The sequence below is a fragment of the Microcoleus sp. POL10_C6 genome, assembly GCF_036701585.1.
GTDB lineage: Bacteria > Cyanobacteriota > Cyanobacteriia > Cyanobacteriales > Microcoleaceae > Microcoleus.
The window spans coordinates 1-12,621 of the sequence record NZ_JAUBRB010000054.1 but is presented as its reverse complement, the minus strand read 5'-3'; the positions used below and the strand labels follow the sequence as shown (position 1 = coordinate 12,621).

Sequence of the window (12,621 nt, the reverse complement as noted above, 5' to 3'; positions counted from 1 at the left end):
ATAAAAAACCTGTATCCGATGAAACTTGCCCCCCGAATTTATCCGTGAGGTCAATGCTTCAATTCTAAAATCTAAAATCTAAAATCTAAAATCGATTGATACTCGTTGCTGTCTCGCTGACAAATACAAGATTTATTACAAGAAACCGGGTTAATCTTCGGAAGTCCTATTAAAATAAGATAGGGGACAGATATCCTGCATCCTTCCCCGAAATCAATAATGTAAAAGCAATGTAAAAGCAAGTCATGTCGGTAAACCTACTAAAATTTAAGCAGAGAGGAAAAGATGAATAAGCCTATAATTCTTTGCGTTGATGATGAACCCGATATTTTGAATACTCTCAAGATTCAGCTAAAGAAGGAATTTAAAAATGATTACTTTTATGAATTAGCTGAAAGTGGTGATGAAGCTTTAGATTTACTGGAGGACTTTCAAGAAAAAGCTCAGGTGATTGTGGTTGTTTCTGATTGGCTGATGCCGGGAATTAAAGGTGACGAACTTTTAATTAAAGTTCACCAAAAATATCCTAAAATCATTAAAGTGATGTTGACTGGACAAGCGGATGCAGCGGCTGTTCAGCGGGCAGTAGAAGAAGCAGATTTATACTGTTGTTTGTACAAACCCTGGCAAAGCAAAGACTTAATAGAGACGATAAAATCTGGGCTGGCTAAGTTATGAAAAAACCTGTGATTGTTTGTATTGATGATGAACCTGATGTTTTGAACAGTTTAAAGATTGAACTGAAAAAGGCGATCGGCGATCGGTGTATAATTGAAACCGCTGAAGGGGGGGCTGATGCTTTAGAGTTGCTGGCTGATTTGCAGGCAGATGAATACGAGATTGCTTTGGTGCTTTCCGATTATATCATGCCGGATATTAAAGGGGATGAACTGCTCAGAAGAATTCACGAAAGCTCGCCGGACACGCTGACTATTATGCTAACTGGGCAAGCAGATTTGGAAGCACTGAGTAATGCTATCAAGTATGCTAAATTGTACCGTTATCTTCCTAAACCTTGGCAAAACGAAGACTTAAAATTAACGGTAGTAGAAGCAGTTCACAGTTACTTGCAAGACCAAAAATTAACAGATGAAATTCATAAGCGGCAAGAAGTAAACGAGGAGTTAAAGCTAGCAAATGAGGCGCTGTCTGCGAGTGAAAGCCGCCTGAGTCAATTTTTAGAAGCTTTACCAGTGGGGGTATCTGTTTATCATCCCGATGGCTCGATCGCCTATTTCAACCAGACAGCGCGGGATTTGCTGGGTGCAGACACTATCCCGGAAAGCACTGCGGAACAATTAGCTGCCACTTATCAACTTTATGTTGCCAATAGTGATGAGCTTTATCCGCCGAATAATCTGCCAATTTTGCGCGCACTCAAAGGAGAATCTGTCAAGGTTGACGATGTAGAAATTCGTCAAGGTGGCAAAAGAATTGCGATCGAGATCAATACCACGCCGATTTTTGACGCTAGCGGAAATATTGTTTATGCGATCGCAGCTTTTCAAGATATTAGCGATCGCAAACAAGCCGAAAAAATACTAGCAGATTACCACCACACCTTAGAAGCCCAAATTGACGAACGCACAGAACAACTGCAACAAGCCGTCTTAGCTGCTGAAGCGGCAAACAAAGCTAAAAGCACGTTTCTGGCCAATATGAGCCACGAGTTACGCACCCCTCTCAATTCTATACTCGGCTTTGCACAAATCATGGAACCCAGCCCGGATCTGACTGTCGAAAACCGAGAAAATATGAGAATTATTCGCCGTAGTGGCGAACATTTGCTGACCTTGATCAATGAAGTCTTAGACTTGTCAAAAATCGAAGCGGGGCGGATGACGCTAAACCCGAAAAACTTCGATCTCTACCGCTTGCTTGACGATTTGCAAGATATGTTTCAACTGCGGGCACAAACTCAAGAATTGCAGTTGCGTTTCGATCGCGATTCTGACGTTCCTCAGTACGTGCGAACCGATGATATTAAACTGCGGCAAGTGCTGATTAATCTTCTGAGTAATGCGATTAAGTTTACCCAAACAGGCGAAATCATCTTAAGAGTTATAAAGTTAGAGAAATCGGGATTTATGGATTTATTGGATAGTCCTACAGCTTGCTTTGATACCACAAGAAGCATTCGGGAATTTGCGATTAATAGCACTAACTTAGCCAGAGTAGAATTGAGGGATGAGGCTGAGGATTCAACTGTGCCTATTTTTTTCCTTCTCTTTGAAATTGAAGATACAGGAGTTGGCATTGCTACTGAAGAATTGGGAAATATTTTTAAGGCTTTTGTGCAAACAGCTTCCGGTAAAAAAATTCAGAAAGGCACGGGTTTAGGATTGAAAATCAGCCGTCAATTTGTCCGCCTGATGGGAGGAGAAATTGTCGTAGAAAGTCAACTGGAAGTAGGCACTACTTTTAAATTTGAAATTCCAGTCAGTGCAGTTAATGTTGGTGAGATTCCCGATCCGGAACTTAACCGCGAAGTTAGTGGGTTGGAACCCAATCAACCGTGCTACCGGATTTTAATTGTGGACGATCGCGAAGACAACCGCCAACTTTTAGTCAAAATGCTTTCTCCTTTGGGTTTCGCGGTGGAACAAGCCACCAACGGTCAGGAAGCAATAGAAATGTGGGAAAATTGGCATCCGCATTTAATTTTGATGGATGTGCGAATGCCAGTGATGGACGGCTACGAAGCTACTAAACAAATTAAGGCTAGAATCAAGCAGAGAGAGCAAGAGGGGGAAATGAATATTTCCCATCCCGACTCCCCGATTCCGAAGATTATTGCTTTGACAGCTAGTACAATTGAAGGAAGGCAAGCGTTTGCTTTACTGGTCGGCTGCGACGATTTTATTAGCAAACCTTTCCGCAAAACAGATATATTTGATACCCTGACCAAACATTTGGGGGTTAAGTATCTCTACTCTAACTCAAGGGATTTTATCTCAATAGGCGATCGCAATAATTTATCTGGCTCCCTCCCTAATGCTGCGCTTGCTTATTTACCTACACTTCCCGCAGAATGGATAGACAACATAAAGCAGGTAATCCGCAGTGCTGATTTTGACTTAATTGTCAGGACAATCGACGAAATAAGGGAGCCTCATCCTGAATTGGCGGAAATCCTCCAGGGTCATCTCGATAATTTTGATTACCAGAAAATTCTCAATTTAATTGCCGAGGCGGAGGAATCAGATAATGCAGATGAAGGCGGAACAAACTGAAAACTATCAAGCAGATATTTTAGTAGTTGACGATACGCCAGATAATCTGCGTTTGTTGATTAGAATATTGCAAAAAAATGGCTATAAGGTTCGACCTGTTACTAATGGTTTTTCGGCGTTAGATGCAATTCAATCTAGCCCCCCCGATTTGATTTTGCTTGATATTATGATGCCTGATATTGACGGCTACGAACTATGTAAAAAATTAAAAGCACAAGCGCAATTTAGGGAAATTCCCATCATTTTTCTCAGCGCGCTAGAAGAAGGAATAAATAAAGCAAAAGCTTTTGAAGTTGGCGGAGCCGATTATATCACCAAACCTTTTCAGGTGAAAGAAGTATTGGCGCGAGTGAGCAATCAACTTACTGTGCGTTCATTGCAAATGCAATTGCAAGAAAAAAATCAAAAATTGACTGCTCAAAATATCCAGTTGCACCAGGAAATAGCTGAACGCCACCAGGTGGAAATGGAAACAAGATTGCTGCTGCAGGCAACTCAAGCTATTAGTAAATCTGAGGATTTTGAGTCGGCTATAGATGTGATTTTAGGTTTAATTTGCCAAACTATTGAATGGAATCTGGGCGAAGCTTGGATTCCTTGCAGTGAGGGCTTTTTAAAATGCGCTACAGGCAGGTACGTCAGCGACTCCAGTTTTGCCGAATTCCGACAAACAAGTTGGCAGTTGATTTTTGCTCCCGGTGTGGGACTCCCAGGTAGGATTTGGCAGTCGCAGCAGTCTGAATGGATCGATGATGTGTCTACTGCACCTGAACAAGTTTTTTTACGCGCGGAAATTGCGGTTAGTGTGGGATTAAAAGCGGCTTTTGGGGTGCCCATTTTGGCGGACAACCAAGTGTTAGCTATTTTAATTTTCTATCGGGAAAAAGTCCTGAAATGTCAGCCGCGCCTGTTGGAATTAGTGAGTGCGGTTGCTACGCAGCTAGGTTCACTGATTCAGCGGAAACAAGCTGAAGCAGCGCTGAAAGTGCAGCAAGAACAAACCGAGAAATTGCTTCTCAATATTTTACCGAAACCTATTGCAGATCGCTTACAAAAAGAGCAAAAGTTGATAGCAGATCATTTTGATGATGTGAGCGTCTTGTTTGCTGATTTGGTGGGTTTTACAGAGTTTTCGGCTCACAAAAGTCCGACGCAGTTGGTAGAAATTTTGAACGGGATTTTCTCGGAGTTCGATAGGTTGTCTGAATTGCACGGGTTGGAAAAGATTAAGACGATTGGGGATGCTTACATGGTGGTTGGGGGTTTGCCGACGCCACGGGAGGATCACTCTGAGGCGATCGCACTTTTAGCTTTGGAGATGCAGGCAGCTTTGAGGAGGTTTAATGCCAAAATGGGAGAAAATTTTCAATTGCGACTCGGAATTCACAGCGGTTCGGTGGTGGCTGGAATTATTGGGATTAGTAAATTTAGCTATGATTTGTGGGGTGATACTGTTAATGTTGCTTCACGCATGGAGTCGAACGGATTGCCGGGTAAAATTCAAGTGACGGCTGCGACTTATGAGCGTTTGAAAGAGCAGTTTGTTTTGGAAGAACGGGGTCATATCCCGGTTAAAGGTAAAGGAAGAATGCTGACTTACTGGTTAATTGAAGAACAAAAAAAATCTTTTTAAATTTTAGAGGTCAATTTCAATTAATATGAAAAGTAGACCAAATCTGGGTTTGCCATACCCTTTATGATTCGGCGGTTGAAACCGCTACTATACAAACGAAGTCTGCCTAAGCGCTGACGCGCAGGCTTCGCCCACGCAGACTAAGAAATAAAGGGGGTATTTAAGCCGGATTTGGTATTATATCCAACTTGCACTTTCTGGAGGGCTAATCCTTTGCAAACAGTTGAAACAAAATCGCCGACAGCGTTGAAAAGAGTCCTAGTTATTTTAATATCACTGCTAGCAGTAGCGGTACTGTCGATCGCTACTTTTATCGCTATACCCGGAGAAAAAACAATGTTTGCTGGAACCAGACCTGCCAATATCGGGATTCAGTCAGGAAAACTCGCAGCGTGCCCGAGTTCCCCCAACTGCGTCAGCAGCTTCAGTCAAGATGCCGAACACAAAATTGAGCCTTTGGCATACACTTCGTCCCAGAGTGAAGCGATGGTAAAGCTCAAAGGGGTAATCGAGTCCTATGGAAAAACTAAAATTATCACGGCAACTGATAATTACCTCTATGCGGAGTTTACCAGTGCTTTGATGGGGTTTGTTGATGACGTTGAATTTTTGGTAGATGATGCAGCAAAAGTCATCCATGTGCGATCGGCTTCCCGTCTGGGACAGTCGGATATGGGAGTTAACCGCAGTCGGATAGAAGCTATCAGAACTCAATTCAATCAACTCTGAACTGAAAATTTCTAACTTTCCCGAAGCCCCTCTCCTGCAAGATGAGGGACTTTAATTTTTGTCTATTACTATACTAGGTAATGTTGATTTGTCACCACATAGTTAACAATTATTAACAGTAGGCACACCACAAAGGAGTCTCCGGCAGGGGGGAGTAGGACACAGCAATGCCCTGTTCCTACGGATGGCTTTGACTTTTAATACTTGTTATAAGATTGACGATTGTATAGTTTTACAATCTTTAAAATAGCTGAGCGCGCTAGCACAGAAGCAGAGATGCCGTAGTATTCCTATAGTATTAAACAACCTAAATTATACACTTCTGACTTTAGGGAGAGGGAAGTTAGCGAATTAATTTCTACTATTAATTTAAGTAGAGCAAAGAGGAAAAAACACATGGCACTTCAAAGATTAGCAGAATTTTATCCTAACTATCAGGAAGAGATTTTTGCTGGAGACGACATCAAGGGATTTGATGTTTATGCTGGCGACTCTGATGAAAAAGTAGGCACGGTTTATGACGCTTTGGTTGATGACACTGGTCGTTTCCGCTATCTGGTAATTGATACCGGTATTTGGATTTTTGGCAAAAAAGTATTGTTGCCAATCGGCTCGGCCCGCTTCGACTACGGAGCCCGTCGCGTCCACGCCACAGGCCTTCGCAACAAAGCTCAAGCAGAACAATTGCCGGCTTACAATGAATTAGAAGCAGTAGATTACGATCGCGAAGAACAGGTAAGAGGCGTCTACCGCAATCAAGAAACTGCCGCTGCAAGCACTGCAACTCCTGCTAGCTACGATCGCAGCAGCTACAACTACGATATCGACCGCCCTCTCTACGAAACCAACGAACAGCAGCACCAAAATCTCAAGCTTTATGAAGAACGCTTGATTGCCAACAAACACCGCGCAAAAACAGGCGAAGTAGCAGTTGGCAAGCGCGTGGAAACTGAAACAGCGCGAGCTTCAGTACCCATTGAAAAAGAACGAGTTGTAATCGATCGAGTAACCCCGGTAGAAGCGGGTCGAGTAGTTTCAGTCGGTGAGGCTGACTTCCAATCAGGGGAAGTTGCACGCATGGAAGTCTACGAAGAAACTGCCGACATCCACAAGGAAGCTTTCGTGCGCGAAGAAGTCAACATCAGAAAAGAAGTTGTTCGCAGCACGGTTGAGGGCGAAGAAACCTTGCGTCGTGAAGAATTAGACGTTAAGACTGATGGAACTGCGGTTGTAGATAATACAAATCAAAAGATCTAAACCAACCGCAACAGCTATTGCATAGGAATTGCGCCTTAATGACATAATTCTGTCACCGCGCAGGTTTGATTGGATTGGTAGCGATCGCACAATTCCTATGTGAGCGGCGGGGGGGTACAAAACTTGTCTAGTTGTGGCAACGTTTATGCACTTTCCCCGCCTTTACCAATTTCCCCTTACCAATTCATAATAAAAATCCCTAAGCAGGAAAGTTTAAAAAATGAACGGTCAAGCATCAGCAGAAAAGATAGCAACTGCTAAATCAATAACCGGTCTCAACCGGGTTCCTGAAAAAGTCAGAACTAAGCTAAAAAGTTTTACCGTCAAAGACAACCAAGGTCACTTGGTCGGCAAAGTTAAAGATGTCTATTTTGATGCTAACGGTCAGTTAAATTTTGTGGTGACCGGGTTAGGTAGCGAAAATACCCGCACTTTTTTATTAAGTATTAAGCTGCTCAAAAAAGTCGATTATCACCAAAAGTCACTGTTCGTAACTATTAATTCGGATCAAGTAGATATGCTGCCGGTAGTGTCGGCAAACGGCGCGCATCCGTATTTAGAAAATGCCTCTGAAACGCATAGTGAATTTAGCAACAGTGAGTTAACCAATCCCTCAACAGATATGTCAAATATAACAGATGCCGATCTCACAGATCCCAATTTGGAGACAGATGAGGATGAGGACAACTTCGATATTGTCGATCAAGAAGTAATTCGCCTGCTAGAAGAACGATTGGTGATCAATCGCAGCAAGCGCAAAGTCGGCGAAGTCATAGTGCGTAAAGAAATTGAAACTCGGATGGTACAAGTACCCATCCAGTGGGAAAAGCTGATTGTCGAACAAGTCGGCGACGATCCGAAGGTGTTGGCCGAAATAGATTTAGGCGAGGGAAACATCACCGGTATAGATTTGACGGAGATTAAGAGCGATCGCCATGAACCGACAGTTAAGGCGGAATTTACCTCTGTGCAGAAAGCTAGCAGGATCTTAAATTCGATCGCATCTCAACCCCGCCACGGTTGCGTCAAAGTCCGCCTCGAACTCGTTCTCGAAGACAAGCAACTTGAGGATACTTACCAAAAATGGATGACGGAACACCACTCAGAGAGTTAAAACATTCGTGCTTTTCGGTGTAGATTTTAGCTATTAGCAAGAAACTTAAATCTAATAGCTGACTGGGGGGATATAGTAATCCTTGCCGGAGTCGTAAACTTTTTACCCCACCCCAGCCCTCCCCTTCTCAAGGGGAGGGAGTAAGAAATTCACAAATGATGCAAGGATTGTTATAGATGCTGTGGGAAAATTTCACAGCCATCTACTAATATCGTCTTGGGTAAATTAACCGTAATTTTGGTAGGGGCGGGTTCACCCATATCTATAATATAAGCGCGATACCCGTCAGCCCGCCCCGACCAGGATATTGAAATTTTTAGTGATCGGCATCTAGACAAAATTGTACCGACTTGGGGTAAAATTGTGGTGGTAAAATTTAAAAGTATTTGAAAATGCCAAGCACAATCTCCGACATTAAAGTAAAAACGATCGCAGGCGAAGACAAGCAGCTAGGAGAGTACGCTGGCCAGGTACTCTTGATAGTTAATGTAGCCTCGAAATGTGGCTATACACCTCAATACAAAGGGCTCGAAGAATTGAGCAAGAAGTACAGCGAGGCTGGACTCCGTGTTTTAGGATTTCCCTGCAACGACTTCGGAGGTCAAGAACCCGGAAGTAATCCAGAAATCGTCAATTTCTGTACTACCAAGTACGGCGTAACCTTTGAATTATTTGACAAAGTACGCGCTAAAGGTACTCAACAGCACCCGCTATACGCTAAGCTTACGAATGCAGTCGATCCCAAGGGTGAGGTTTCGTGGAATTTTGAGAAATTCTTAGTTAGCAAACAGGGTGAAGTGGTGGCCAGATTCCGCAGCAGTGTTGGCCCCGATTCGCCCGAACTAATCGCTGCTATCGATCGAGAATTGGCGAAATAAGAAGTTCGGCAACTAAGCAGTGTACAGGATTTAACTGATTTAACGGATGGATGTTTAGGGAAGACGGAAGAAATTAATAGGCTTTTTTTCCAATAAGTTGAAAGCTATTTTTTTTCTTCTGCTCTTCCCCCTTGTGTGCAAGCACTAAACCATAAACAAATACCGATGATTGTATTTAATTGGAGAACGGTTTAATTTAATGGAAAATACATCGGGATTAGATTTAGTTGTAGGTGTACTTGCCTTCGCAATTCTGGCAGGTGGTCTGGCCATGCTATTTGTAGGCATGGCATCGTTTCCTAAAGAAAAATAATACTAATGGATAGTATGTGCGATCGCACGACCCGAATAAAAGTGTTGGTAGTGAGGACTTCAGTCCTCATAGAAATCGGAGGGTTCCACTCCTGACTACCCACTGAAAATGCTTATTTTACAGCAGACCATCTGAATAAATCAAACTGCTTTCAATTTGAACATTCGCAATTGATGACAATCATGCAAACTACCGAAAACAACGTCAAAATTGCCCTCGCGCCGGGGAATTTGCGCCGCGTTCACCATATCGCTTTAAACGTGCGCGACATGAAAGCTTCCCGCCACTTCTACGGTACAATTCTCGGCCTGCACGAACTAACAGGCGCAGAAATTCCCGCAACTTTAACAGAAATGGTAGCCGCTGGTAAAGTCGCTAATTTCGTTACCCCAGACGGCACTGTTATTGACTTATTTTGGCAGCCAGACTTGGAACCGCCAAATTCAGACCCGGAGAAAGCTTTTACCCGCGCCAACCACTTAGCCTTCGACATCGATCCGGCTTTGTTCGATCGCGCTCTGGAAGTGCTAAAGTCTAATCAAATTGCGATCGACAGCGGCCCCGTCACTCGCGCTACAGGACGCGGCATTTACTTTTACGATCCTGATGGATTTATCATCGAAATCCGTTGTGATCCAGTTTAAACACTCGCTATCGGGTTCTCTGTAGTCCGTCTGCAGCCTACATTTACTCTTTGGATTGCGGTAATCCGTAAACATCCTACCTTTAGAGTTGTTTTATGTTCCGTCTTGGCTAATAGGTTGCTTCGGCCAAGTAAACCGAAAAGTAGCTCCCTCACCTTCGGCAGATTCTATGGAAATACTGCCCCCTTGACCTTCGACAATTTTTTTCACCAGCGACAAACCAATCCCAGTATTTTCTACTTTATCGCGAGCTTCCAAGGTCTGAAAAATTACAAAAACTTTATCGTGATATTGAGGATCAATTCCCGGCCCGTCATCCTCTACAGAAAACTCGTAAAAATCATCTAACTCTTTAACCGAGATTTTTACGTGACCCGATTCAGATCGGTTGTGCTTAATTGCGTTGCTAATTAAATTAGAAAAAACCTGTTGCAACAGCAATATTTCTGTCACAAAAGTTGGCATTCCCGGTTCAACTTTCACCTCAAATCCAGAGGGTGGCGCCAACGAATCAATTATTTCGGCTAATAAATTCTCAACTTTTACCATTTCTGAAGGCACTTGAATTCGTCCGACGCGGGAATATTGCAGCAGTCCCTCAATCAAACCTTCCATCCTGTGAACTCTGCCACGCAGTAGGTTCATTTGGTGCAGAGTATCCTCTGTCATCGACTCGCTGAGGTCTTCTTCTATCCAACTGCTGAGATTTGCGATCGCCCTGAGTGGCGCTTTCAAATCGTGAGAAACTACATAAGCAAACTGGTCTAATTCTTGATTCCGCTTTCTTAAAACATTCGTCGTTTGAGCCAGATTTTGGGCTGTTAACCTCAATTCTTGAGCGCGCAACCGCAGCGATTCCTGCGCTTGTTTGCGATCCCTAATATCTTCAACCACACTCATCAGAAATTGAGTGCCATTTTGTTCTCGCAGCAGCGAAACCGTCAAGTTTGCCCACACCAACTCTCCGTCTTTGCGGATGTAGCGCTTTTCCAGAGAGAAATTTTCAATTTCTCCTGCTAACAATTGGCGCACAAGTTCCAGTTCACTTGCCAAATCTCCAGGCCAAGTAATATCCTGAAATTTTTTCTCCACCAATTCTTGGCGGCTGTAGCCCAAAATTTCGCAAATTTTTTGATTGACTAACAGAAATTTGCCTTCCACACTCGCTTGAACCATGCCGACTGCCGCCTGCTCAAAAGTAGCGCGAAACCGCTGGGCGCTTTGGGCTAAAGCAATTTCTGAGCGTTTGCGATCGCTAATATCGTTGCTGATTTCCAAAATAGCAACCGGTTGATCTTGATCGTCGTACTGCAAAGTCCATCGGCTTGCCACCGTTATTTTTGTCCCGTCTTTCTTAGTTCGCACGAGTTCTCCTTGCCAAGAACCCTTCTCGAAGAATACTTTTTGAATTACCTCAAAAGGTTGGGTCCATTCTGTTTGTAAAAGCTTGTGAATATTTTTTCCTATTGCTTGCGACTTCCGCCACCCGTAAAGCCACTTCGCCCCCAAATTCCAATAAGAAATTGCCCCATTCAAGTCTAGTACCGCGATCGTATCATTTGCCAAATTCAGCATTTGCGCTTGCTTTCGCAGAGTTTCCTCGGCTTGTTTTCGTCCTCTGGAATCGCGGCAAATTGCAATAAACAAATGTTGATTTGCCAGACGCATTTCGCTGATAGCTAATTCCATCGGAAACTTAGTTCCGTCGTGGCGAATTCCAACTGTTTCTTGCTGGTAAGTCTTCAGCGTAGTATCTGGATGTAACACAAAATATTCGACCGAATAATCCCCCACGCTGCTGTACGGCTGCGGTTGAGCTATCAGTCGCCGCAGGTTAGAGCCAATTATTCGATCGGCTTTCTCGCCAAAAATCTTTTCTGCTGCCTTATTAAAAGACTCAATATTTCCCCCTGCGTCCAAAGTGATAATCCCGTCAGCCGCATTGTCTACAACAGCTTGAATGCGACTTTTACTTTCTTCCAAGCCTGCTTCCCGCTTCCTCAACTCCTTCTCTAAAGCATCAAATAAATACCACGAAGCCCCGGCGCCCAAACAGCCGAAAAGCAAACCAGCAACTTGCACAAAATTAGTGAAATCTATCAAACCCCGTCTTTGCTCATCTAGAGCTTTCTGGTAGGCTTCGCCGGCATTAGCAAACACATTAATTTTTGCACGCAGGTTATCCCTCCTCAATTTGCCTTGAGTGAACACCTCAATTATTTCCGGCGACTGCAAGCTTGTTGCCGAACTGTCGAGCTTATTCAAAGTGTTTTGCAAGAAATTTATATGCTGTTCGGTACTTTTTTTTATCTCTTCAAATCGCTGAGCTTGCAGTTTGTTTTCTTGAACCATAACCTTGAGTTTAGCCAGCAGCGGAGGCAAACTCTTCTTGGCTTCTAAGTAGGGTGAGAGAAATGCGGGGCGCTTCGTCAAGCCGTAACCTCGAATGCCCGTTTCCGCATCCACCACAAGGGTTAACAAGCGGTTAGTTTCCTGAAGTATTGCCCTATTAGTATCTCCTCGCTCTCTTATCTGTATGGTAATCTCTCGGAGGGCTGCAATTGCTAGCAGGGAAGCAAACAGAAAAATAATGGGGATAGCAACGATGATTGTTCCCCGCTGGCGAATTGGTCGGTCTGTCCATACAAAGTGGAGGCAGCGATCGAGCAAATACTTCACGGATATTGCAGGAGAAAGTTTGCTGCCAGTATATCGCTTTTTGGCAGTTTAGGCTATGAATAAGTGTAAGGATTCAGGTCAGAGGGTATTGACAAGTGTGACATTCTGGGCGGAATATTACAATTATGGAAAAAAACCTGC

The 12,621-nt window shown here is 43.6% G+C and carries 9 protein-coding genes; 8 read left to right on the top strand and 1 reads right to left on the bottom strand.

All coding sequences use genetic code 11. From position 1 onward, the window contains the following. The first annotated feature begins 285 nt into the window (after nt 1-285). The 8 genes from QUA34_RS23835 (at nt 286) to QUA34_RS23800 (ending at nt 9,801) form a co-directional block, all read left to right on the top strand. Complete coding sequence (locus QUA34_RS23835; RefSeq protein ID WP_333081395.1) at nt 286-678, top strand: response regulator; 393 nt, start codon at nt 286-288, stop codon at nt 676-678. Next, on the top strand, nt 675-3,233 hold the full coding sequence (locus QUA34_RS23830) for a response regulator (RefSeq protein WP_333389518.1): 2,559 nt from the start codon (nt 675-677) through the stop codon (nt 3,231-3,233). Before QUA34_RS23835 ends, QUA34_RS23830 begins: the two co-directional genes overlap by 4 nt. Next, the gene (locus QUA34_RS23825) at nt 3,208-4,866 is read left to right on the top strand and encodes an adenylate/guanylate cyclase domain-containing protein (protein ID WP_333389516.1); all 1,659 of its coding nucleotides are present in this window, start codon (nt 3,208-3,210) and stop codon (nt 4,864-4,866) included. The genes QUA34_RS23830 and QUA34_RS23825 overlap by 26 nt, the downstream gene beginning before the upstream one ends. A 213-nt stretch (nt 4,867-5,079) precedes the next feature. Further along, entirely contained in the window at nt 5,080-5,595 is a 516-nt protein-coding gene (locus QUA34_RS23820) for a DUF1499 domain-containing protein (protein WP_333389514.1), read from the top strand. Nucleotides 5,596-5,991: 396 nt separating this feature from the next. Then, complete coding sequence (locus tag QUA34_RS23815; RefSeq protein WP_333325001.1) at nt 5,992-6,852, top strand: DUF2382 domain-containing protein; 861 nt, start codon at nt 5,992-5,994, stop codon at nt 6,850-6,852. Between the two features lie 220 nt (nt 6,853-7,072). Then, nucleotides 7,073-7,966, top strand: a complete 894-nt coding sequence (locus tag QUA34_RS23810) for a DUF2382 domain-containing protein (protein WP_333389512.1) — start codon at nt 7,073-7,075, stop codon at nt 7,964-7,966. Between the two features lie 392 nt (nt 7,967-8,358). Continuing rightward, on the top strand, nt 8,359-8,844 hold the full coding sequence (locus tag QUA34_RS23805) for a glutathione peroxidase (protein ID WP_333081401.1): 486 nt from the start codon (nt 8,359-8,361) through the stop codon (nt 8,842-8,844). Between the two features lie 495 nt (nt 8,845-9,339). Beyond that, on the top strand, nt 9,340-9,801 hold the full coding sequence (locus QUA34_RS23800; RefSeq protein ID WP_333325004.1) for a VOC family protein: 462 nt from the start codon (nt 9,340-9,342) through the stop codon (nt 9,799-9,801). Between the two features lie 93 nt (nt 9,802-9,894). Here the strand turns inward: QUA34_RS23800 and QUA34_RS23795 are convergent, their stop codons facing one another. Next, on the bottom strand, nt 9,895-12,480 hold the full coding sequence (locus QUA34_RS23795; protein WP_333389509.1) for a PAS domain S-box protein: 2,586 nt from the start codon (nt 12,478-12,480) through the stop codon (nt 9,895-9,897). Nucleotides 12,481-12,621 lie beyond the last annotated feature (141 nt).

Bases quoted from the DNA above. Each gene is read 5' to 3' on its own strand.
- QUA34_RS23835 (WP_333081395.1), top strand. From the start codon at position 286: ATGAATAAGCCTATAATTCTTTGCGTTGATGATGAACCCGATATTTTG.
- QUA34_RS23830 (WP_333389518.1), top strand. From the start codon at position 675: ATGAAAAAACCTGTGATTGTTTGTATTGATGATGAACCTGATGTTTTG.
- QUA34_RS23825 (WP_333389516.1), top strand. From the start codon at position 3,208: ATGCAGATGAAGGCGGAACAAACTGAAAACTATCAAGCAGATATTTTA.
- QUA34_RS23815 (WP_333325001.1), top strand. From the start codon at position 5,992: ATGGCACTTCAAAGATTAGCAGAATTTTATCCTAACTATCAGGAAGAG.
- QUA34_RS23810 (WP_333389512.1), top strand. From the start codon at position 7,073: ATGAACGGTCAAGCATCAGCAGAAAAGATAGCAACTGCTAAATCAATA.
- QUA34_RS23805 (WP_333081401.1), top strand. From the start codon at position 8,359: ATGCCAAGCACAATCTCCGACATTAAAGTAAAAACGATCGCAGGCGAA.
- QUA34_RS23800 (WP_333325004.1), top strand. From the start codon at position 9,340: ATGCAAACTACCGAAAACAACGTCAAAATTGCCCTCGCGCCGGGGAAT.